Source organism: Novosphingobium sp. PY1 (assembly GCF_017312445.1).
Lineage (GTDB): Bacteria > Pseudomonadota > Alphaproteobacteria > Sphingomonadales > Sphingomonadaceae > Novosphingobium.
In genome coordinates, this window is sequence record NZ_BLTI01000007.1 from 20,996 (window position 1) to 43,208 (window position 22,213).

Genomic DNA, 22,213 nt, shown 5'->3' on the forward strand with positions numbered 1-22,213 from the left:
AGCCGCCTTACGTTCATCGCCAAAGAGCGCCGTAAGATAGACGGTCACGGTCTGAACGATCCTACGTTTCTGTGTAAGCGCCGACGGAACCCGGCCTTGACGCTTGGCGTCTAGGCTGCGCAGCAGCGCTTGTACTTCTTGCCCGATCCGCAGGGGCAAGGATCGTTACGACCAATCTTGTTTGCCTGGATGGACCTGAGTCCATTTGCGTCGCCATCATGAAGCAGGGCCAGCGATCTCATGCCGACGATGGCGCGTGGTAGAAGCTCAGCGTGTTCATCGCGGATGTCGTCCGCGTCATCGCGTTCTTCGATCTGCTCGTCCGTCTCGATGAAGCCGACGATTAGGCCAAGGAACGTTGCGGTGCGCTCGTCGTCGGCGATATCCGTCCAGTATTCCGGATGGATCGTCATGGCCTTGTAGAAGCCCTTCATCCATCCCCGGACCCTGTCATGGTCCGCTTTCTTGCCCCGCTCGCAGAAGCTGGGCTGATAGCCTGGCCATCCCTTTTGGAGGTCTGCTTCGATCGCTTTAAACCGTGCCAGAACGGCAGCGAGAGCTTGCTGGATCCTTGCCTTGTCCGTGACAGGGGGGATCGCTGTCCACAAGTCAGCAATCCAGTCAGCGATTTCCAACTCGGGCGTCACCAGGACGCCGGTCAGGTAGCCGTCCATCTCTAATGGCGGCAAGAGATCTGGATCCCAGTTGAGGGGAGCGAACAGGGCGGAGAGAGGCTGTGAGGTAGTCATGCGGCCTGAGCAGTATCGCGTAGCGCCTGCCAGCGCCATGGCAGCAGCTCATCGATTCGATTGATCGGGTGATTGCCGATGCGCTCGATGACGTCGGTAAACCAGGCTTCGGGCTCGATGCCGTTAAGTTTGCATGTTTCGACCAGTGAGAAGAACAGCGCCGAGGCGTCCCCGCCCGTGGTTGAGCCCACGAACATCCAATTGCGGCGCCCGAGAGCGACCCCGCGCAGCGCGTTCTCGACAAGGTTGTTGCTGATTTCGAGCAGACCATCGTCGCAATAGCGGATCATTGCCGCCCATCGATTGAGCGGATATCGGCATGCTTTCGCCAAGGCGCTATCCGAAGACAGGCCTTTCATCTGCGCTTCCAGCCACGACCGCAAGGCCGCCAGTTTGGGGCGGGCAAGGTTCTGGCGAACGCGTCGCCGTTTGTTAGGTGGTGCGCCCTTGATATCGCGCTCGATGGCGAAGAGTTCGCCGATCCGGACGACCGCCTCGGCGGCGATTGATGATGGCGTCTTTCCCAGGATGTCGGTGAACTTGCGCCGGGCATGGGCCCAACATCCCACTTCGGTCACATCGCGCGGAGCCTTGGTTTTGGGATCGCGGTAGAGCGCGTTGTAGCCGGAATATCCATCCGCCTGGAGATAGCCTTGATATCCCGCAAGGTGGGCTTGGGGGTGCTCGCCGCCGCGGCCGGTGCTGAAGCGGTAGGCCACGGCGGGCGGGCTCATATCACCGCTTGAACGCCCATCGCGCAGATAGACCCAGAAGTACGCGGTGTGGCTGCCATCCTCGCCGGCCAGCAAAGTAACCGGCGTCTCGTCACCGTGCACCTTGGGCGCTTCGAGGACATAGGAGAGCAGCCGCTCACCGAGCGGCGCCATCAACCAGGCCAGTTTGCGAGCCCAGCGCCCCATCACATCGCGATCGATGTGCACGCCTTGCCGACGCAGGATCACCGACTGGCGGTACCAGGGTTGATGGTCGGCGAAGCGGCTGACGACGAGATGCGCGAGCACGGCGCTGCTTGCCATGACCTTGGGCAGCGGCAGATCGATGGCTGGAGCCTGACGGATTTGCTCGCAGGTCCGGCAGGCGATGCGGGGGCGAACATGCCGCAGTACGCGGAAGCGGGCCGGAACGTAGTCCAGGACCTCGGTGACGTCCTCGCTGATCGTCGTCTCGGGGCCACCGCAGCCACCGGCACATGGACCGGGGTGATGCTCCGTCGTCTGGCGCGGGATGTGCGCGGGGATCGGCGCGCGGATCCTGGCCTTGCGTGCCGACTGCGGCTTTGCTGCTACCGGAGCATCATCATTGGCAGGTGCGGGAGTATCGACCTCCTCGAACATCAGGCGCAACTGCGCGATGTCCATCTTTTCGGAGCTGCGACCGAACTGGACCCGCAACAACCGGGCAAGGCGATGCTCGAGCTTCTCTATCGTCAGGTTCTGGGCTTTGACGGTTTCCTTCGCCGTCTTCAATTCGGCCCGCTCCAACTCCATGGCCTCAGCCATCTCCCGCAGCATTTTCTGCAGAAGAACCGGGTCTGTGGGGAGGCGATCAAGGTCGAACCGCATACCCGGGACTATAGCGGAAACGTCCCGGCAATCCTACGAAAAACCTCAGTTTTCTAAGACTTTCATCGCTCACGCGAGGGTCGGTGCGACCACCTCGTCGTGCACGATCGCCTGGCGCCAATCCAGGCCTTCGATCAACATCGCCAACTGCGCGCCCGAGAGCCTCACTGCAACCCCATCCTGGGTTCGCGGCCACACGAACTTCCCGCGTTCGAGACGTTTTGCATAAAGGCAAAGCCCCGATCCGTCCCAGACCAGGGCCTTCAATCTGTCGCCGCGCTTCCCGCGAAACAGGAACACAGCGCCGGAGAATGGGTCAAGCTGCAGGATGTTGCGAACCTGCGTGGAAAGACCATCCAAGCCCTTCCTCATGTCGCACGGGGCGAGCGACAGATAGATCTTCGCCGACGGCGGAAGCGTCAGGCTCAACGATCGATCTCCCCGACCACCTCGAGAACCAGCTTCAACGCAGCCCGATCGACCAGCTTGTCGACCAAAACCGTGAGACCGCCGTTCCCTCTGATCTCGATCCGTCCAATCTCCGACAACTTGCCTGGCAGCCCAGAACTCATGAGCTCGACGGGCACGAACCCCGCCATCGCGCCTTTCAGCAGTTGCTTGCGCCACGTGTAAAGTTGGCCGGTCCCGATCCCGTGGCGGCGCGCAACAACCGCCATGATGGCTCCAGGCTGCGTCGTTTCCTTCAGGATCGCGAGCTTTTCCTCGTCACTCCAACGCCGACGTCGCTCCACACGTACAACCGCTCCGCCATCCCGGCGATCGCTCATACAAGGCTCGTTTGACTGCTCAATATCCATTCGCAAGGCCTCCATCTGCCCCGCGAAATTCACAACATCCCCGATCCGCACAAGGCCGGGTTCTGTCGGCGTTTACGTTTCTGTCGCCGTCAGGAAATCTCAAGCTCTTCGACTTCGGGAAGTTCGGCATGGAATGTGTCGATATCTGCAATTCGGCAGAAACCCTGCGGCATGGCCAGCAGAAGCCCTTCTTCGGGCAGCTCCGGGTGCTTACCTAGGCCGTGCTGTGCAATCGCGACTTCGAGTTCCGCAAGCTGGGTCGCATCCAACTCGACGATCGGCACCTCAAAACCGAGGGCCCTAATCTCGGCCTGCAGATCACCCCAGACGCTAGGAGAGCATGCATAAGCCATCATGACTCGGCCTCCCAAGCGGTTGTTGATTCTTTCTTGCCGGTCGAATGTTGCGTCAGTGCGTGGACCGGGCGAACTGCCACTGATGGAAAAGCTCCCGTCCTCTTTCAGCTCGACCGTCCATGGCATTGGCGGATTTAAGCTGAACCGGCCGATGATCGTGCGTGCGGGACGGAAGAATTGTGCGGCCTGCCCGAGCAGTTGCTTTAGCAAATCAAAGAACATCATTCCTACGTTCAGCGCTTCGTTCACTTCAGGATGGCTCAATACGAAGGGATTGCCGCCATTACGCCGGCGCAGCCGAAGTCCATCTCGCCCAATGATATAGTCGGCATGAGCGATTCCGTTCCGAATGTCGTCCCTAAACGTCATTTCCAGGAGTTCGGACAGCCGGCTCATACCTATTCCGGCAGCTTGTTCAGCCAATCGCCGAAACATGGCGTTCGCATTTGGCCCGATAACACGGCCCGGCGATTTCTTGACACGCACAAGGTCCTGGAATGGCCAGAGGTTGTAAGGCTTAAGCTGAATGACGCCAATAAGGTTGATCAGGCTTTCATACACGCCACCCGCCTCCGCAAGGTGAGTGTAGAGGCAGAGCATTTGGCGATACTGTGCGGTTGTGAGCGGCTCCTTTTGCGAGCCCAGAGCCTGCATCTCTGTAAAGGCCTCATGGGCCGTCTGCACGGTTGACCAGCCGGCGTCCTGCATGCCTCTAAACTCGCCCAAGAGCGCAGCGGCAAGGTCAAGTTCGTTTACTGACCGCACAAACGAGATCAGATAAATAAGCTGCCTGTTCAGCTCATGGGCATAATCGTTGGGACTCAAATCTGCAGGTTCCCGTTCTCTCTGTCACTTGGGATAGCGCGCCGCCTTCGACAAGGCCGCAATTGCTAATCGATGGTAAGACATCATGCGCGATCGCGCCATCCGGAAGCCGTGGTCGGCAATCGTGCAGTTAGTGAGGAACACCCAGTGCTCGTTGGCGCAATTTGCATGGATTCCGAAAGCGCCAACAAACCGGTCGTTTCCAGATCACGTTGGCTCCGTCGAACCTTGCCCTAAATTCACCCATCGAATTGACCGCAACGTTGCCGATTGCAGACCGGCAGGTTTTGGCGAGCGCAGCCGCGGAGCTAACATTGCTTTACGAAGTCTGCGGTGCCAGGAGAAGCAGATATAGGCATTCAGCGGCCTTCTACAGGCTTCAAAAAGCGGACGTTGGCTTCCGGTGCCAGTCGCATCGCCGCGTTACGGCCACCGATTGCAAAAGGACCGGAAGCCCTCCAGGCCATCGCTGCTAGCCGCGCGGATCAGAGGCCAGCGGCGCCACTCCCGTCTCTCACTGATCGCTGCCAAATGGATTCATCGGCCGTTCCACGCCGAAAGCCAGCCAAAAGGCGCGCAGAAGCGGTAGTAGCGCCGCGCGGTTCATGCGCTCCACCATCAGTGGCGGCAGTGTTGCCTGACTTCGCCACGCCGGGTCGGAGATATGTTCGTTACTCAGCACAAGATTGTAGTCCTTGATCCCAGTGATCGTGACATGGACCACCCATGGCCCCTCGATGCCGAACTGGGCGAGCTTGGCCGCGCCGGAATTCGCCGCATCAAGCAGCCCGTCCTCGAACCGCTTGGGCCAGACCAGCTTGATCTCCTCCTTGCGCAGCTCGTTCACTATGCGGCCGATCGTCCAGACCATGTCAGTCCGACCCTGCCTGTGGGTCATCGCATAGGAGCGAACCGCATTGGTCTCGCCTGGATTGGTGTGCAATAGGACACCCTCGATCATCCGGACCGCGTCGATGTAACCGCTCGGCTTGTGCGGCGCGAGCGCGGTCTCCACCGTAATCGGAAGGTCGCGCGCTTCGCGGAAATAGGCGACCGGAATCAACGAGACGATCGCCGTGGGGTCGCTGCCGAGACCGATCGGCAATTCGCCGCGCAGCGCGGCATCGACAGCGTCCAGGTGCAATGCCCGCAGCCGGGTGGGCAAGGCTTCGCTGGCCGTGAACGCCTCGCGCAGTTCCTGCGTGTCCATTTCGTACTTGCCGTTGCTCTTACGGCCATAAAAGCGGTTGCTGCGCGCGAGGATCACACGATGCGGTGCGATCGTGCTGCCCTGCACGCGGATCAGCATCACGCCGGCTTGCGCGCCGCAGTCGATCCAGCGCATCCGGACGCCCGGCAGCCTGGGCTCGACACCGGCCAGCAGGATGTCTTCCCAGCGGAGCAGTTCCTTGTCGGGGTCGTCGGTCGTCAAACCCGCGATCGCCAAGGCGACGCCACGCGGGGCGTCGATACCGAACAGGATGTCTCCGCCTTGCGCGTTGGCGAAGGAGGTGATGTCAGCGAGAAACTCCTTGCGCGCGCTCTCGCTCGGGCCCGGCAGGTCGCGCTTGAACTCCAGCGTTCGCCGTTCGGCGACCTGATTGGCCACTAGGGCTTCGAGATCAACGCGCTCGATCGCTTCAAATGTCTTGGGGATCATCGGGTGGCTGCCATATCATGCGTGGCGAGCGCACGCGGATGGGTCCATTCCGGCACCTGCTGGTCCTGCCGCAGCCGCCGCCATTCGAGTGCCACGAAAATATCGCCGAGAGCGTGCAGCTTCTCCATTTCCTCCACGGCGTCAACCGGGAGCGCCACCGCGACCTCGCGCAGGAGACGCGCACCGAGGGCAGGATTTCGAGCCAGGCTTCCTGCCACCAGGCGACGATCCGCGGCCGCGCGTCCACCAAAGCGGCTTGGGACGGGAGGCGGTCGCGCTTCTGGTGTTGATTGATGCGCCTGTCACTCGGCATCAGATTCCACAGGTCACCGGACGGCGCTTCGGCATCGCGTTCCTGATCTGGCGTTATCTTCCGTTCCAATTTCGTTCCCGCTTGCCTAACATTATCGTCTCGAATGCGCTGAGCAACTCCAATGCGCTCAGCAAGATACGAACGATTGGCGAAAGTCTAACATGGTATCTGCGCCACTGGATCCAGAAGACGGACCCGACAACGCGCTCGTCGCGGCGTTGCGGGCCATACCTGCGAGCGGCGAGGGCAGCTTCGAAAATCTCGTGCGAGATCTTCTGTCGCGCGAGACCGGGCAACGCTTCACCCTCGCCAAATCAGGCCCACAGGGCGGAATCGACGCACGGACCGACGCCGACGGCCATGCCAACGTGATGGCGGTCGAGACCAAGCGCTATGGCGCCCAGACTCCGCTGCCCGCCGACGAAACCCGCAGCAAGCTCGACGATGCGGCGAGCGCCCATCCCGATCTCGAACTCTGGATCCTCGCCGCGAGCCGGGAGGTCAGGGAGCCGGATCGTTCGAACCTTATCGCCAAAGGCATGGCGCTGGGCATCGAGGTCTTGATCCTCGATTGGCCGGACTCCGCCGAACTCCTGCCCGGCCTGCTGATGCTTTGTGCCCAGCATGACGACATTCTGCGCGCCTATGTGGCCTTTACCCCGGAGATCGAAGGGGTCCTGGCCAGCGCGCGCGGTCATGTCAGCTACGACCGGCAAAGTGCGGACCTGCATCGCCAGCTATGCGCGCCGGCGCTGGGCTATGGCAACGCGCGCGACGCCGTGGCGCACCATGTTCGCGGCCATATGGCCAGCATGCCCGCTGCCTCGGCACGGATTGGCCGCTACACAAACCTCACCGATCCCGCGATCATTCGCATCGATCGCCCCGAACTGCGCCAGGCGATCGCTGGCTGGTGGGACGGTGCTGGGACGAGGCTCCCGCTGGCGCTTCTGGGCAGCGAAGGCATGGGCAAGACCTGGGCCGCGCTCAGCTGGTGGCTGGACCGCGAGCTTGCCGGAACGCCCCTGCCGCTCACGCTCATCGTCCCGGCGCGGTTCATCGCCTCGGCCAGTCCCGACGAGATCCTAGGATCGGCGCTCTTCCAGGTGTTCGGCATTCGCGATGCGGCCTGGTGGGCGCGACGCGCGCGGCGCTGGTGCGCGGCAGCGACCGCAACCCGGATCGTGTTGATCGTCGATGGGCTCAACGAGCGCTTCGACGCAGCCGACTGGGCGACGCTTGCCTCCGAACTGATGCTTGCCCCATGGGCCGGCGCTGTCGATCTCGTCATGACCGATCGCAACGACCATTGGCGGCGCGTTTCGGGCGGTTTTCAGGGTGCCGGGATCGCCTGCACCGAAGTTCCCGTCGGCCCCTTTAGTGATTCTGAACTCGACCAGATCCTCGGCCGAGCAGGCATGAAGCGCGATCGGCTCGATCCTGCGCTCGTTCCCTTGATGAAAGTGCCGCGGCTTTGTGCGCTCGCTCTGCGCCACTGGCAGCGGCTGTCGGGCAGCGGCGACATCACCCCCGAGCGTCTCGTCTACGAGGATTTCAGGGACCGCATCTATCCCAGTCTCGACGACCAAGAGATGCGCAACCTCATCGCCGAGATCGGAGCGACCGTCCGTTCGGCTGCATCCCCGGACATCACCGTCCTGCGCCGCGAGATTGGCGAGACGCTTGCCGTCGAAAGCGGCGTCGCCAGTTCCGAAGCCACGATCAGCGCGATCGTCAGCGGCGTCTGGTTCGCGCCGATCCCGGGCGAACCCAACCGCTTCCGGGTCAACCCAGACCTGGCGCCGATCGCCATGGGCCTCGCGCTGGCGCGCGCCGTCCAGTCGCTCGACACCGCCGAGGCGGTCGGGCACCGGATCGAAGCATTCGTCGACGATCTGCGCGGTTTGCAGCTGGGCGTGACCGTGATCGGGATCGCGGCCTCCTTCGCGACGATCGCGCCGGAATGCAGCGAGGTCGCGCGCCGTGTGCTGCTTGATACTTGGCTTGGTAGTGACAATTTCTATGGCAACGAACTCAAGCGCTACACCCGACTGATCACGGAAGACCCCGCATATTTCCTCGACCGCACCGAACGGGTCTGGCGCGATCGCGAGCAATTGCACGACGACCGCAACGTCCACCTGGCTGGGATGGTCAATGCCGCCGAGGCTTATCCCGCCGTGATGGCCGCATTCACGGCACGCGCGACGCTCTGGCTAAGCGAGAGCTTCGGCTGGCGCGATGTCGTCAATGGCACGGAGCCGGAAGCCGAGGTCGCGGGGCCGGCGGTGGCGCAGCGCGTGCTCGCTTGGAATGCGGTCCGCGGCGATCTACCGCCGCTCGTCCTGATCGAACCCGACGACGACTATCTCTCGGTGGCCGACACGCTCCTTTGCGCCATCTCCTATCTGCCGCGCGCGCCATTTGCAGAGGCGCTCGCCACCTATGCGGTCGTCGTCGAGATCACCCGCGAAATGCATTATCGCCGCGACCGCTTCGAATGGCTACTGCGCGCCAATTGCGAGGATGCGGCGGCCGCCGAGCAGGCGATCGTCGCCGAGGCAAGCCGGCTCCGCGCCGTCGCGGACCCGCATGCCGGCGCCGCAGCCGACCGGTTGCTGGCCGCCTTGGCTTCGCTCGATCCGTCCGCCCGGCCGCACGGCGAACGACCGCCGCGGCGCTTCGGCCGTGAGTCCAGTGTAGAAGCCACCGCGGACGGCACATGGCTCTGGACCTATTCGCCGCCTGACCGCAAGTCCGGATGGGGCGAGATCGCGCTGCGCTATGCCACCGACCTGGCCGATGCCGCGACCGATCCGGAGGCACGGCTTAACGGCGAGGCGGAGGCCATGCTGCGCGCGGCGGCGCAGGACATGATCGCCACCGATGGCGACCGCCGATTTGACATGGTTGCGCCGCTTCGCAGTGTGCTGGCCCGGTGGGCGCCCGATCTGCTCAACGATTACCTCGCGCGGACGACCGGCATCGACACTGGCCGGCACGACATCAGCAAGATCATCGCCGGATGGGGCGCCTGCTGGGTCGCGCATGACGAGGCCGTTACCAACGGCATTGCCTCGATCTTTCGGTCGACGCTGCGCATGCCGCCCGATCAGGGCAGTGATCGGCGCACCGCGATAAACGCGAGCATCGCGGCGCTGGCGCTGGCCGAGGCGACGAGCGCCGAACAGCTCGCAGCCTTCCGCGCGATGCCCGACGGACCGACCTGGCTCAAGTCCAGCAGCGATTTTCTCAAGCCCTTCTCCGCGGAAGACTTCGCCGCGCTCTCGCCTGTGCTCGATCCCGCGGCCGAGCCCCGCCTGCTGGCGCTCTGGCTCAGCTTGCTGGCCAGTGGTGATCTATCCGATATGCCGGCAGGCTATCCGCCGGTCGCCGCGCTGCTGCGTCACGAGAGTGCCGAGGTGCGGACCGCGGCAATGCGTGTCGCACAACACGCGCCCGACAACGCCTTGTGCAATATCCTGCGCAATGGCGGCTGGACGGCAGGTGACGCCGCTGGTGACGAGGCTGTTCAGGGCAGTGCCGCCCTGGCCCGCGCCGACCCGATCGCGGGCGATAATCGCCCGAGCGAGATCGCGCCGCTCCTGCTCGGTTATCTCGCGCGCCAGTGGCCGGACGAAGCGCGCTATGTCGACGCGTTCGCTGATCATGTTCGCAGCCGCGTGCGCTCCGAACTCGACCCCCCGCGCCAAAGCGTCGGGTTTGCTCATTCCGTGGATGACAGACGGTCTTTCGATCGCCTCGTTGCCGAACGGTCTACCGAGATCGAGGCATGGCTCTCTCCGGTCATTGCCAGGGGGTGGGTCGATCTGGGCCATATGCTCTTCAGCTCTGACAAGGCGATCATTGAGCTGTGCCGTGCGCTGCTGCGCGTCGGCAACCCGGCGGGTGCAGCCGTCTGGCGCGCGCTGATCGCCAGCATGAACGATTCCAGCGTGAAGTCGGACGATCTGCGGTTCATGATATTCGACCTTCCGTTGAACAGCGTCACGGAGCCGCTGCGCGGCGAGGCCATGGGCATGGTGCATCTCGATCAGCAGCTCTTCGAAGTGGCGTCGAGTCTGCGCCGTCAGAACGCGCAATCGCAGCTGGTCGACATGATCGGCGCGATGTTCGGTCGCCCAACCTATGACTGCGCGCGCGCGTTAGTGCTTGCCGGCGAACTCGACAGCGACGCCGCGACCGAAGCACTGTGGGATGATCGGATCCTGCCGGCCGCGCTGCCTCGCTGGCTGGAGCAGGTCCGCAGGGCCGCCCGGGCGCGATATGACGCGAGCAAGCGAGCCAAGCATTGGCTCACGAGATTTGTCGACGAGGAAGACCCCGTCGCGCAATTCGGTGCCTTCGAGCTGTTCATGGCGACCGCGAGCCGCGCCTGCGCGCGGTGGGCGACCCGCACGATGGATGCGGCGCGGATCCGGGTCAGCCGCCGCACCCATGATCATTGGCGGATCAACGTGCCGCGGATCAACGCGCAGCTGAAGGAGGACAGCAAGTCGGGGAAGGATAGACTAGCTTTCACGCGCGTCCCCAAGCATGATCAAGCGCCGTGGCACTGATCGGATAGAGCGGCTGATCGCAACATAAGGACGGCGGCTCCCCCACGTGCGGCTCCCCGATCTGTCTGGAAGGAGCATCTCCTGCATCCACAGTGCCCCGAGCGCAAGAACGTCGTTCGAGCGGAGTGTGGAGAGGATCGCAGCGGGCTGGTTCAGGGTCGAAGGTAAGCCAGCAAGCTCACCACTGCTGCCGCAGGGGTATGTTGGAGACGATGATCCGCTTTCCCAGCTCCTCGATGCCGGCTGCGGCCATTTCGTCTCATAACGCGCGGCCGGGTATGCGGGGAAGCCATTGATGTCCGCTTATAGCCACATCGCTCTCAATAGCGGACTTTCCGGATCGTCCGCAGACCGCGTCATAGCTGAAGGTCCGCTGCCTGGCGCTGGAAAGCCGGAGCCGAACGGCAACGGTGGGCGCACTTCGGCCGCAGGAGCTATGTCAGCTTTGGCGGCGAGGGCGGCATTCCGCGTCGCCGGGCGGACAGAAGCTATTAGCGTAGCAACTCGCTGACCAGCGAAGGCTTCTTGGCGATCATGGCGAGCAATACCTGAGCTGGGCCGGAGGGACGTCGGCGGCCGTGCTCCCAGTTGAGCAGCGTACCTTTGGCAACGCCGATGCTGCGCGCAAACGCGCCCTGCGACAGGCCGGTGCTGGCCCGGATCGCGGCGACGTCAACCGTGGGCACCTCCACCTGGCGGATGCGCGCACCGGTCTCCTTGCCTTCCCCGAAGGCCAGTGCCTCGTTCAAACCCTGTCTGATGCTGTCATAGGCGCTCATATCCGGTCTCCATAGCGTGCGAGCAAGGCCTTGCTCATCGCGATCAGCTCCGCCTGCTCGGCTTTGGTCAAGTTGTCCTTTTCGTTCTTGGCGAACACGGTGACGAGGAATATGGGTATCTGCACGCCGCCGAACACATAGATGGTCCGGTAGCCGCCACTCTTCCCGCCGCCCTCGCGAGCGATACGGACTTTGCGCAGCCCACCACCTAGCGAGATGCCCGTTTCCGGGTTGGCGGCGATATAGTTCACGAGCGCAGCACGGTCCTCGTCGGACATGATCGCCTTGGCCCGCCGCAGAAACTCGGGCAGTTCCACCACGATCTGCAAGCTGGTCATGCCTAGAATATATATGCGCCAATGGCATATATGTCAATGACACATATGCAGCTCAGGCCCACCCTTCCGATGCTCACGAAAGCATAGGCATTGCCGCTTCGGCGATATTCTGTTTCCAGATGCAACTTCGCAAGGAGCCGCGCAATTCGCAGCTTCGAAATCCGGTATCCTCCAGAGTGGCCATTCCGGCCATTGGAGAAGCACCATGGGATACTCAGACCTAGACCCTGCCGTGCATGAACGGCGCCCTTGGAACGCAGGTCAGAATGTCGGACCCAAGCGCCCGCTCAAGCCACGCGACATCTGGGCCATCCGGTTCTACCTCGACGAGCACAAGCGACTGCGCGATCGGGCGTTGTTCGACCTGGCGCTCGACAGCAAGCTGCACGGCTGCGACCTCGTGAAGATCAAGATCGGAGATATCACCAGCGGCGGGAGCATCCACAACCGCTCGACTGTCATCCAGCAGAAGACCGGTAGACCGGTGCCGTTTGAGATCATGACAGAAGCCCGAAAGAGCTTGGCGACATGGCTGGAACGGCGCCGCGGCACCGTCCTAGACTTCACCTTTGCGGGGAAAGCATGGCGTTGCGATCCTTGCCGCCCTTGCCCTGTTCGACGCGGATCAGCATGCGCTTGCTGTCAATGTCATCGACCTTGAGATACGCGGCCTCGGACACGCGCAGGCCGGCGCCATAGGCCACGCCCAGCGCCGCCTTGTACTTGATGCCCGGTGCGGCCTCGAGCAGGCGAGCCATCTCCTCGACGCTCAAGACCTCGCGTACATTGTCCGGGCGGCGGGTCGCGACCAGACCGCGCGCCAGATCACGCCGTCGCAGCGTGACCGTATAGAAGAAGCGCAGCGCCGAGACTGCACCGTTGATCGTACCCGCGCTGGCGCCGCTCTCGTGCTGCTGGATCTGGAAGTTGCGCAGATCCTCGGACGTGGCGGTATCTGGCGGACGCCCCAGCCAGGCAGAAAAGCGCCACATATGCCGGATATATTGGTCCTGGGTTCGGGGCAGAAGACCCCGCATCATCATGTCATGCTGCATACGCTGGCGCAGTGGAGTGACTGGGGCGGTGGTGGAAATGGTAGCCATGGCAAGTTCCTCTCAATTGAAGGAACTCGCACGCTCAGTCACCGGGCTCGCCCCGCGCAAAGCCTCACATTATCGCGGTACCTCACTCCACGCGACTCTCCCGCGAAAGCGGGTTCGTCCTTGTCGGCGTTTACCGAAGGCTGCACAAGCCTTGAGGAAAGTGCATCTTTAGCCTATATTCCGACTAAATTCTGACCGAAAGATCGACATGAACCTCGAAACCCGTATTAAGCCAATCAGCTACCTCAAGGCGCACAGCGCCGACCTGATCCGTGAACTGGGCGAAGGTGCACCGCCATTGGTCATTACCCAAAACGGTGAGGCAAAGGCTGTTTTACAGGACGTCGGCAGCTATGAGGCGACGCAGGAAACCCTAGCGCTACTCAAGTTACTGGCGCTTGGCAGGGACGAGATGGCGGTAGAGCTGACGCAGTCTGTGGAAGGCTTGGCCGACCGTATCCGCGGCCGCTGATCCTTGGGGAAACTTAAATTGGAGGTGCGCCTGACGGCGGGTGCCGAGCATGACCTCTCAGGCATTTACCGGCGTCGCATGGTTCAGCGCGGAGCGGAAGGCAACGATGGAGCCGAGGCTCTTCTCAATCGGCTCGTGAAAGGCATCGAGGGACTGGCCGCATATCCCGAGCGCGGTCCCGTGCCGCCCGAACTGGAGGCGCTGGGGATCCGTGCCTACCGCCAACTGTCGCTGCCTCCGTATCGCGTGATTTACCTGCCGGATGACGCGATTATCACCGTGCTGATTGTAGCCGATAGCCGCCGTGACTTCCGTACCTTGCTTGAGGAACGCGTGCTGCGCGGCGGGTAAGGCGGACAAGGCTCTTGGCCCTGGAGGGCAGCAGTGAACTCGGCGAAGATATTGGAGCTGATACCAACGATCACGGCGAGCACCATGACCTTGATGCCTGAGGAACCTACGTTACCAAGAACGCTCTCAGCGAGGAAGCTGTTCCGGTTCCAGATGGCGAACGGCACGAGGATGAAGCCGGCAAGGCTTATCCGCTTGAACTCGATGGTCCCCACGAACACCTGCGCCGTCAGGATGAAGAAGGCGATGCCGCGCTGTGCGATGATTGCGGCGTACCGCTCGAGCGCATCTGCAAGACGTGGAAGGCGAGCATCCCCGCCAAGGTGCAGCTTGGTCACGGCGTGAAGCTGCACTGACCCAGAGCCGAGGCATGAAATTGCGAGCCATACACCTTCAGAGGAGTTGACCTGAACGGGTGGAGACTTACATCTCCTGCGCGGCGAAAGGCCGCTGGAGAGGAAAAAACTGGATTGAAGGAGGCAAACGAATGTCCCTCACCCGTTCGCGACATCCTTATGAGTTTACACCAAGACCTCAGCCAGAGCCCGAGGTGAAGCAGGCGATACTGTCTTCCTGGGTGACCCATACCGGCACCCTGCCCGGTTATCCTGACAACAGGCACTGGTGCAGCACGGCGCCCACAGCCTGGAATGCCAGATTCGGATCGCAATCGAGCGGGTAGCCTCGCGTCATGCAAAGCAAAATCCTCGCATACTTTGCCAGAGAGGAAGAACGGCTCGAACAGGCTATTTCAAGCCGTGTCGCCGTATCGGCGCAACGCCAAGCCGAGATCGCGTGCCTGCAGAAACTCAGGGGCATCGTGCGTGACCAAATGGAAAGCTGGGGCACCGATCTGGGCGAGCCGACCTCGTCGTTTTGCAAGTCCCAGCTCTGATCTTGAATTGAATCGTTCAGCTTTTCATTCTGATGGTACAGGCTCCGTCGAAACCGCAAACCAAACCCAATCGCTGACCTCGTACACCCTCTGGTGCACGAGGTCAGCCTTCGTGTCCTCTCCAACGTTTGCTGCATTGACTGCGCCAGCGAAGATCCTGAAAGATATGGGGCGAAGGGGGAGGAAGCAGCCATGCGCGCGCGCAATCGATCTGGATTGACAAGGCCAAATCGCGGAGCGGCCGCTTGGCCTGTTGCGCTGCTTACGATGCTTTGTGCATGCGGATCGAGCACACAGGCCCCTGCCCCGAGCACCGCGCCCACCAGCTACTCCATCCGCAAGGCCAATCTCTACGCAGCAATTCCGAATGACATTTGCCGATCCCGGAATGCCGCGTTCCTCAATGAGCTCGTGCAACGCGTGAGCGCGGCGCTGCCGCCGGGCACGTCATCCTTCGACTTCGTGGATTTCCAGGCTGTCGTTCCAAAGAATGGGAAGGCGGCCTCAGCTGTTGTGCAGTTTCGGACCAGCGGCCCCGATGGAACTCCCGTCACCATGTATGCCGCAGGATCGTTCGATCCCAAGACATGCGTGGTAGGTCCGATGACAGGTGGCGTCGGCCAAGGCCCCCAAGATCCCCAAGCGACGGTGACGTTCAAGGAGCAGGAAATCTAAATTGCCAAGGGGTAGGCAAAATAGGTTAGGGCCCATGGCCGCCAGGAAACCGTTTCGCGCAGCCCCTCTACGGCCAGGAGCGCGTTACCGCGGGCGGCTTGCGTGCACCCAGAGGTAAGAGATATGGCGCCCTCGTCCCGTTTCGAGGCACGACGTGCAGTTGCAGCTTTTGCGATTGTCGCATCGCAAGGAACGGCGCAATCTACAGGTTGCGGGGCATCGACTTTGCAAACTATCCGCCCCGTGCTTGCGTTTGCTGCCCATGCCGCAAACGTCATGTAGGAGGCATCTCATGGCCAGTCAGTGCGTTGCATTTCGCGATTCCAAAGGCGGTCTCCATGCCAGTCTTGAAGAGGCGACTCTCAAGGACCTTGCAGCCGTCCTTGGTCGTGTCGGTGACGAGGGCGGCATGACCGCCGGCGTTGCCAAGCTCGTCTTTGAAAAGCGCCAGGAAATCGAGCGCATCCTCGCCGAGCACGACCAGCTCACCGAGATGGTAGCCGACCGAGCGAACGTCGAACGGCTGCACGCCATTTAAAGCACGCAAGTTCAACCGGGCCGATAAGCATCAGTGCACCGGCGAATTCGCCACGAACGCTTGTAAATCCGGGCCAGGAAAGATCTAAGCCCTGCGCGATTTCAGGCACTGGAAAGGGCTGCTCTTTCAGCCGAAAGAGCAGCCCCTCGACCAGCCTTTCAATGTTCTCGCCGGGTCTGTATCACTGCAGGGAGACAGCCGATTCCAGACCCACTCGGTGGCTCCAACGTACGAGGCTTCCGGGTCACAAACAGGCATACCGGAACATCGAGTGTCGGGCCATTATCCGCCAGCACATCATGCTTGCGGGGTAGCACCGCAATATTGCGGGTTCGCCTTGGCAATCGCATCGGCAATCATTGCCGCAAGGGCTTCCTCGGCCCTTACGCGCGCCGACGCATCGCCGCCAGCAAGGTCCTTGCGGATCCACTCGGGCGCGCGCTCGACGACTTTGAGAATGATCTCGCTGACCTGTTTCATGACAGATGCCATTGCAGGTCCTGGCTGGAAGCTCAACCCGGTTAGCGGGTGTGCCCTGAAGCGGTCTGTGCCCCGCCGTTCCTGCAGGAGCGTCATCTGATCAGGGCAAGCCCCCCGGCTTCCTCGAGCCGTACGCTTTCACGCCGTGTTTGTATCGGCCACTTCGACATAGGGCATTGCGCCCCAGCATCACGGGCTTCTTGCCATTCTTACTCCTGGAACGCGCATCCGCGTCATCCGAGCAATTTCATGAAATTGCGCTTGCGGCCATGACGCTGTCTGACTGCGATGACATAGGCACTATGTTCGGCACTACCATGCAGCGTTCGCATACGCTCAATCAAGCTCGCGGCCTGCCGATACGCGTGCTTGTCGCCGGCACTCACGAGTTCCTCGACACGCTCTGCATAGACCGCAAGCGCCTTTTGCGGGTGCGTCCGCTCGCTCACGAGGGCAAGGGCTTCCTTGACGCCTCGTGATGCCCCATGGTCACGCACGGTCGCCCAGGCGTCCTCGAACATGCCCTCCTCGATCATGATGCGAGTCACGAGATCAGCGGGAGAAGACCAGCGGCTTGCAGACGAATTTTCCAACCGATCCTGCAAATGCTCGAGGATTTGCCTCGTGGCCTCGTCACCGCCAAGGGACCGCATGCGCCGGTAGAGATCAAGATTGGGTGCTTTCCTGAAGGCCCGCCACAGTTGCGCCTCGGCATCGGCAGTCCTATCTTCCTTGAGAAGCAGATCGACTGCCAGGTTCACAAGCCGCTCGTCTGCTCTTTCATCTTCGAACAACCACAGGCCCTCTTCGGCGTGGCGCAGGGCCACTTCTGCCAGCCCCTGCTCGAGGCAAAACGTGGCAAGACGAAAGTAGTCCCATTGCGAGGACAGGTCCTTGGAACGAAGCGCGATCCGGGCTTCCAGATCCTTGTCTCGCTCGGCGAAAAAATCCAGGATCGAGACGAGTTTGGACAACTCGTATCTGTGCTCCCCCCCTCCCCTGACCGGTCCCATATTTGGTGGCAGCTTGTCCCAGGCCTCACGGGCCAGGCGCTGATATTCATCCAGTCCTCGATCGCCCAGAATTTCCGCATATTGCGCGACCGCGCCATGGAAGGTGCCGAAGCCGCCGCGGGTTTCGCGCAAGTATAGCTTGCCGGCCAGCGCGACCGGGTCGGGCCGGGCAGCCTGGCAGGCCTCGAAATGTATCTGCTGCGCACGCTCGAGCAGGTCACCGCAATACCCGCCAGAATCGTCGATATTCTCGATCGCCCTCTCGATCCGAGTGATCGCATAATCCGTCAGGTCCACAACCAACGCGGCGTGCTCTGTTGAGGCTAGGTCAGCCATCGCATCGAGCACGGCGTCGACACCCGCCGCCCATTCTCCAGCCCGCGCATAATCGATAAAGCCGCGCGTGGCGCAGGCCTCCTGCACCGCCTCCTGCAGGCTCTCTTCCAGGTTTTCACCATCGGCAGTCTCTGCAGCAGCGGCAATGGCAAGCCTGCGAAACAGCACCGGATCACGCTCGGCGGCATCCGTGATCATTGCAACCAGGACATCAATGTCCTTGCCTCTGAGATAGCTACGGATCCGTGTCAGCGTGCCGACGCTGTCTGCCGTTCCGCAAGCGATCGCAGCGTCCGCGGCCAGCACCGCAGCCACCATATGTTTGCAAAAGCGATCGCGCTCAAATGCCGGGCACGTACACTCGCCATCGAGTGAGCTGGCTTGCCTCAGGACGGTTGCGGCATAGTCCTGTGTCCCGGCAACCCTCGCCACTACCCTGTTTGGCTCGATCGCGAGCAGTTCGACCATTCCCTCTCGGAAATAGGCCTGACCACGCGCGAAGACCTTGTCACCAGCGAAGGACCTGAGCACGTCCTGATCAAACATGGAAAGCTCGGTCTGGGTCATGACGCTGATTGCTCAATTTGGTGAGTGACTTCACGGAAAGGGGCGTCTGCGCGATCAAACAACCGCCAGACAGTTCCAATTGATGCCGCAGTGATGGGGCAAACGGGAGGGGAGACTGGGTGACTTGCATGCCCTTGCCGAGTCATCAGCATAGCCTTCAGATCTCCTCGCTTGGATCCTGGATTTCGAGGTGGAACCGCCACCCCTCGAAAGTCATGAGCATGCGACCGAACTGGTCCCATTCGACCTCTTGCCCATCAATTATGAGAACGGGCAACCGCTCCGCGGCGTCGGGGGCGCAAGTGATTTGCCCCCCGACCTTGGTTTCTGAGATTCCAAGGCCGAACTCGGTCTCGGCGAGGTAGGTAATCGCAAGCTCTTGGCGCATCCGTTCATGAAGACGCTGCATGAGTACAAATGGATCAGCCTGCGCTGCACCATGCACCTCGAACTCGTATCCCGTGCCATCTTTAGCTTTGACCTCGATGGCGGCCAGCGACAGCATCGATCCAAGATGGCGCAGCACAAAGTGAAACCGATGCTTCCTGCCGCGTCCATCAAAAAGATCGATCGGCTCAAAGGCAACATGATCGAACTTCAATCCGCCCAGGCGCGCCACTTCCTCATTGTAGCAACGACTGCAAAGATCTCGATATCCGGTCTCCTGGCTTCCCAAATGCGTCATCTCGAGACTGGGAACGCAATTCCCGCACGCATCACAAGGGGCAACATGAAGGCACGGCTCGGCCATTTCGCCCTGCCCTGCGGCTTGCGCCTCACCGGTAAGCGGTATGCCAAGAGCTTCACACCAATCTCTGACCGCCGCCCGCATTGCGCGTTCTTCATAGCCATACCAGCTATCCAGTTTGCCCTGTGCTCCAATCAGATCCTTGAAGCGTCGAAAGGCACCCTTGCGACGGAAAATATCCTGAGCTTGATCAAGCAGCTCCGGGAGTTCCTCGGCGACGAATGCCAATGCCAGGGGTTTACCGAGATCGAGATCCCGGCGATGGGGCACCGCAAGGTATCCGCATTCTTCCGGATCATTCGGCAATCCCTCGGCCTCATCAAGATCCAGGTACTCGGAAACAAGGTGGGTTCGCCCTGTCCGGGGACAGATATAGGCATGATGCTCATCGAAAGATGAAGCACTGACAAATTCGACGGCTTCGATGATATCGCTCAGCCGTACGGGAGCGCAATGTTGATTCTCCGACATCTGTGCCTCCAGCCATCAACGTAAAAACCCGGCCGCTTGGCGCGTACGGGCAAGCGAGCAGTTTATGTCAGTAAGGTGGCAAGGTCGGTCTCGCTCGGCAAGCGGCAGATCACGCACAAACAGGTTCATGGCCCCAGCTTGCTACATTGGAAAATCTGCGCGAGCCACCCCGCTCTCCGGTCCGGTCAGACCAGCATCGGCGTCGAGCACACACCAGATTGCGCGAGGCACCCCTGTTCGCATGATTGGTGCGCTAGCCCTCGTAATAGCGCTCCACATACCCAGCCCGCGCGAGTTCAGTCATGACGCGGCTGGAGCTGTCGGGCCCGGTGGGCACGCACATGTTTCTCGACGGCCGCATCGATAATCTTCCGAGCTTCGAACAGATCATCGGGGAGCTTGCCGCCAGTTCCCCGGGGCAGGCGTCGCTCGATCTTCTTTCGCCGCTGATTGTGACCCGAAAGTCGGCCCGACTATGACCCGCTTGGACGCGTAGTTGTCTTTTCTGCCTTCGCCCCTTGTCGGCCACCCAGCTACCGGCTTTCACGCCTCAGGACCAGAAGGTCTGCTTATCCCATGGCTAAGGAATCATAAGCCTCCAGTAAACTCATGGCGGTCTCGCCGAATGTACTGATTTGAGACATAATTGAATTATTGTTCGACTCAACGCGTTTAGCTAATTTAATTTCAGAAGATGTAACGCGTTCCGGGGGTCGCGAACATGTCAGCCGTGTTTGTCATCAAGCCGTTTGAACTAACCGCACTGAATTATCTGGAGGGCCCACGCCCCATCCCGCAATCCATTCAGTGGATCAATCGTGGCACAGACCAGCTTCTCAAGCGCACGTCAGTGGATAATTTACTGAGAACCATGTCCCTGGACATGGCTTCGCCAAGCGTCGTGCGCTTGCACCGCGCCGCCGGCTTACGCACCATTTTCAACTCAGAAAGCGAGCGCGATGCCTTCGCATCCGCACTGCGCGTAGCCAAGGAGATTGAAGCCGCAATCAGGAGGCTTCGCCTAACAGCAGTTTTCGACAATTCAGATCATGTGCCACTAGCCCGCACCGCCTTGGAGCTGGCCGGAGTGCCGGCAAGCTCGATTGCAGTATTATCGCGGCCCGACCAGATAATCGACCGTGACGTCAGATGGTATCCGGGACATAGCAAGCTTAGTGTAGCTGTCGCTGTTGCCGGTAGCGGTCTTGCTGCTGCGATATTGGGAATTGCCATGCTTGCCATCCCGGGGCTGGGATTGGCCGGCACGGCCACAGTCCTGGCTTCATCGAGCATATCGTCGTTTGCGGGAGTAAGTTCGGTGTTCGGCTCGATGGGTGGCGCCATCGCCCGCATGCTGGACGATCATGACGTTGACGGATTCACTGCTGCCTACCTTTCAAAGCAGATCCGCCATGGGAAGGTATTCATGTGTATCGACACCTGCGATGTGGGGCATCTTCGCTCGACTGCCCAAAGCATCATTAGCCAAAATGGAGGTTCACTCACCTCATGATACTCTTTGAAATACTCCAATAATTTTGAGAATGAGCGATGCAAGGGCCCCGCTTATACCTGCGCGACAACATTTGGTTAACCAAACTTGGTGTAAGTCTTCCGTAGCATCGGGGGGTGTGCAATGGACGAACGTGAACACGAGCGATTTGTAGTCGACCGACAGATTAAGTGTTTGGTTGATGACAGGTGCCATGAAGTGTTTCTCTACGATCTCTGCTCTGGCGGATGTATGATCGAGGCACTACGCGTCCCAATCTGTATTGGGACGAAACTCGAACTCCACCTCAATCGTTTTATCGTGGTCAGCGGTACGATTGTTTGGAAACGAGGGGCGAGCGCTGGCGTGCGATTCAGTCAGATCCTTCACGAAGCTGCGGTGCGACATCTCGGCTTTACACCGCAAGGTCTTGCCTTCGAGGCACTGGCGCCGCGAGATCGATTCGGTCGATTACTACCGCCATTGCCACAATATTGAGCAACCTTGCAGAACCCGGGAGCGGCTGCGATCGATGAGGATCACGATGGAAGAAGGTCGCATCAAGGCAATCTCCTACTTTCTAGCTATCATCGTGGCGCTTGACTTGCTCCTCATATTGTCGGGCGGCAAAATATTGATCAGCAAGGGTCAATTCGGGATAACTCAGAAAAACAACTCAGTGCAAGGTATCTGGGAGTGTCGTTATTTCAACGGCCGAGGATTGCAGACCATTCAACCCGACACCGGTTGGTCGGAAGGATGTCCCTTTTTCTATTGGTCATAGCGCCCCATTTCAGCAAGACAATGTCGCACGCCATAGCGCGCGGTCTTGCATTTGTGCTCCAAGTTGACCGATCGGCGCGACAAGTCGCAAGATTGAATCTTACGTTGGTTTTCAAAATTCAATCACTCGCGGCCGAATGCCTTAAGCGTGACCTTTGATCGATTTCACCGCCAGCGGTGCTGACTGGCTCGCCATGAATCCACGCAAGAATATTACCCTTTGCGAGGGCACAATATTGGCGCATCATCGGCGCAGGTCTTTGCGATTGCGAATCGATTGCTTTCTCC

General features: G+C 60.9%; 23 protein-coding genes and 2 pseudogenes. 11 read left to right on the top strand and 14 right to left on the bottom strand.

All coding sequences use genetic code 11. From position 1 onward, the window contains the following. Window positions 1-110: 110 nt before the first annotated feature. The 7 genes from J3474_RS09775 to J3474_RS09805 form a co-directional block, all read right to left on the bottom strand. Window positions 111-788, bottom strand: a complete 678-nt coding sequence (locus J3474_RS09775; protein ID WP_207094010.1) for a UPF0149 family protein — start codon at window positions 786-788, stop codon at window positions 111-113. After that, window positions 746-2,269 carry an IS66 family transposase gene (locus J3474_RS09780; protein WP_207094011.1) on the bottom strand — a complete coding sequence of 508 codons (1,524 nt, stop codon included), beginning with the start codon at window positions 2,267-2,269 and terminating at the stop codon, window positions 746-748. Before J3474_RS09780 ends, J3474_RS09775 begins: the two co-directional genes overlap by 43 nt. Before the next feature lie 132 nt (window positions 2,270-2,401). Then, window positions 2,402-2,761 carry an IS66 family insertion sequence element accessory protein TnpB gene (tnpB, locus tag J3474_RS09785; protein ID WP_342743705.1) on the bottom strand — a complete coding sequence of 120 codons (360 nt, stop codon included), beginning with the start codon at window positions 2,759-2,761 and terminating at the stop codon, window positions 2,402-2,404. Continuing rightward, window positions 2,758-3,120: a transposase gene (locus J3474_RS09790; RefSeq protein ID WP_176168190.1), complete on the bottom strand. Its 363-nt coding sequence runs from the start codon at window positions 3,118-3,120 to the stop codon at window positions 2,758-2,760. Before J3474_RS09790 ends, tnpB begins: the two co-directional genes overlap by 4 nt. A gap of 119 nt (window positions 3,121-3,239) precedes the next feature. After that, the gene (locus J3474_RS09795) at window positions 3,240-4,331 is read right to left on the bottom strand and encodes a hypothetical protein (RefSeq protein ID WP_207094012.1); all 1,092 of its coding nucleotides are present in this window, start codon (window positions 4,329-4,331) and stop codon (window positions 3,240-3,242) included. A 514-nt stretch (window positions 4,332-4,845) separates the two neighbouring features. Further along, entirely contained in the window at window positions 4,846-5,991 is a 1,146-nt protein-coding gene (locus tag J3474_RS09800) for a helix-turn-helix domain-containing protein (protein ID WP_207094013.1), read from the bottom strand. After that, window positions 5,988-6,209, bottom strand: coding sequence for a hypothetical protein (locus J3474_RS09805; protein WP_207094014.1), 222 nt, complete (start codon window positions 6,207-6,209; stop codon window positions 5,988-5,990). Before J3474_RS09805 ends, J3474_RS09800 begins: the two co-directional genes overlap by 4 nt. A gap of 256 nt (window positions 6,210-6,465) precedes the next feature. On the opposite strand from J3474_RS09805, the gene J3474_RS09810 reads away from it, so the two are divergent. Beyond that, window positions 6,466-10,884: a hypothetical protein gene (locus tag J3474_RS09810; RefSeq protein ID WP_207094015.1), complete on the top strand. Its 4,419-nt coding sequence runs from the start codon at window positions 6,466-6,468 to the stop codon at window positions 10,882-10,884. A gap of 491 nt (window positions 10,885-11,375) precedes the next feature. On the opposite strand, the gene J3474_RS09815 is transcribed toward J3474_RS09810, so the two are convergent. Both J3474_RS09815 and J3474_RS09820 read right to left on the bottom strand, forming a co-directional pair. Then, complete coding sequence (locus J3474_RS09815) at window positions 11,376-11,663, bottom strand: DNA-binding transcriptional regulator (protein WP_207094016.1); 288 nt, start codon at window positions 11,661-11,663, stop codon at window positions 11,376-11,378. After that, on the bottom strand, window positions 11,660-12,001 hold the full coding sequence (locus J3474_RS09820) for a type II toxin-antitoxin system RelE/ParE family toxin (RefSeq protein ID WP_207094017.1): 342 nt from the start codon (window positions 11,999-12,001) through the stop codon (window positions 11,660-11,662). Before J3474_RS09820 ends, J3474_RS09815 begins: the two co-directional genes overlap by 4 nt. A gap of 205 nt (window positions 12,002-12,206) precedes the next feature. On the opposite strand from J3474_RS09820, the pseudogene J3474_RS22700 reads away from it, so the two are divergent. Beyond that, window positions 12,207-12,581, top strand: a pseudogene (locus tag J3474_RS22700) (integrase); the annotation flags it as partial. On the opposite strand, the gene J3474_RS09825 reads toward J3474_RS22700, so the two are convergent. Further along, window positions 12,565-13,104, bottom strand: coding sequence for a phage integrase N-terminal SAM-like domain-containing protein (locus J3474_RS09825; RefSeq protein ID WP_207094018.1), 540 nt, complete (start codon window positions 13,102-13,104; stop codon window positions 12,565-12,567). The pseudogene J3474_RS22700 and the gene J3474_RS09825 sit on opposite strands and share 17 nt — an antisense overlap. Window positions 13,105-13,312: 208 nt before the next feature. Between J3474_RS09825 and J3474_RS09830 the strand changes: the two genes are divergently transcribed. Beyond that, a complete protein-coding gene (locus J3474_RS09830) occupies window positions 13,313-13,576 on the top strand; it encodes a type II toxin-antitoxin system Phd/YefM family antitoxin (protein ID WP_207094019.1) in 264 nt (87 codons plus the stop codon). Between the two features lie 78 nt (window positions 13,577-13,654). Beyond that, window positions 13,655-13,927, top strand: coding sequence for a type II toxin-antitoxin system RelE/ParE family toxin (locus J3474_RS09835; protein ID WP_242528367.1), 273 nt, complete (start codon window positions 13,655-13,657; stop codon window positions 13,925-13,927). 8 nt (window positions 13,928-13,935) lie between these two features. Here J3474_RS09835 and J3474_RS09840 read toward each other — a convergent pair. Beyond that, window positions 13,936-14,175, bottom strand: a pseudogene (locus tag J3474_RS09840) (type IV secretion system protein); the annotation flags it as partial. A 443-nt stretch (window positions 14,176-14,618) separates the two neighbouring features. Here J3474_RS09840 and J3474_RS09845 point away from each other — a divergent pair. The 3 genes from J3474_RS09845 to J3474_RS09855 all read left to right on the top strand — a co-directional run bounded on the left by J3474_RS09845 (window position 14,619) and on the right by J3474_RS09855 (window position 16,035). Further along, window positions 14,619-14,822, top strand: a complete 204-nt coding sequence (locus tag J3474_RS09845; protein ID WP_054948468.1) for a hypothetical protein — start codon at window positions 14,619-14,621, stop codon at window positions 14,820-14,822. Between the two features lie 93 nt (window positions 14,823-14,915). Further along, a complete protein-coding gene (locus J3474_RS09850; protein ID WP_207094021.1) occupies window positions 14,916-15,497 on the top strand; it encodes a hypothetical protein in 582 nt (193 codons plus the stop codon). Between the two features lie 292 nt (window positions 15,498-15,789). Further along, window positions 15,790-16,035, top strand: a complete 246-nt coding sequence (locus J3474_RS09855) for a hypothetical protein (protein ID WP_207094022.1) — start codon at window positions 15,790-15,792, stop codon at window positions 16,033-16,035. Window positions 16,036-16,332: 297 nt separating this feature from the next. Here the strand turns inward: J3474_RS09855 and J3474_RS09860 are convergent, their stop codons facing one another. The 3 genes from J3474_RS09860 to J3474_RS09870 all read right to left on the bottom strand — a co-directional run bounded on the left by J3474_RS09860 (window position 16,333) and on the right by J3474_RS09870 (window position 19,650). Then, entirely contained in the window at window positions 16,333-16,527 is a 195-nt protein-coding gene (locus J3474_RS09860) for a DUF6771 family protein (protein WP_242528323.1), read from the bottom strand. A 221-nt stretch (window positions 16,528-16,748) separates the two neighbouring features. Continuing rightward, window positions 16,749-18,431, bottom strand: coding sequence for an SWIM zinc finger domain-containing protein (locus tag J3474_RS09865; RefSeq protein ID WP_207094023.1), 1,683 nt, complete (start codon window positions 18,429-18,431; stop codon window positions 16,749-16,751). Window positions 18,432-18,588: 157 nt separating this feature from the next. Next, window positions 18,589-19,650: a hypothetical protein gene (locus J3474_RS09870; RefSeq protein WP_207094024.1), complete on the bottom strand. Its 1,062-nt coding sequence runs from the start codon at window positions 19,648-19,650 to the stop codon at window positions 18,589-18,591. Between the two features lie 302 nt (window positions 19,651-19,952). On the opposite strand from J3474_RS09870, the gene J3474_RS09875 reads away from it, so the two are divergent. The 4 genes from J3474_RS09875 (at window position 19,953) to J3474_RS09890 (ending at window position 21,926) form a co-directional block, all read left to right on the top strand. Beyond that, window positions 19,953-20,129 carry a hypothetical protein gene (locus J3474_RS09875; RefSeq protein ID WP_207094025.1) on the top strand — a complete coding sequence of 59 codons (177 nt, stop codon included), beginning with the start codon at window positions 19,953-19,955 and terminating at the stop codon, window positions 20,127-20,129. 242 nt (window positions 20,130-20,371) lie between these two features. Further along, a complete protein-coding gene (locus J3474_RS09880) occupies window positions 20,372-21,163 on the top strand; it encodes a hypothetical protein (protein ID WP_207094026.1) in 792 nt (263 codons plus the stop codon). Between the two features lie 123 nt (window positions 21,164-21,286). Next, entirely contained in the window at window positions 21,287-21,640 is a 354-nt protein-coding gene (locus J3474_RS09885; RefSeq protein ID WP_207094027.1) for a PilZ domain-containing protein, read from the top strand. Between the two features lie 34 nt (window positions 21,641-21,674). Then, window positions 21,675-21,926 carry a hypothetical protein gene (locus tag J3474_RS09890; RefSeq protein WP_207094028.1) on the top strand — a complete coding sequence of 84 codons (252 nt, stop codon included), beginning with the start codon at window positions 21,675-21,677 and terminating at the stop codon, window positions 21,924-21,926. Window positions 21,927-22,213 lie beyond the last annotated feature (287 nt).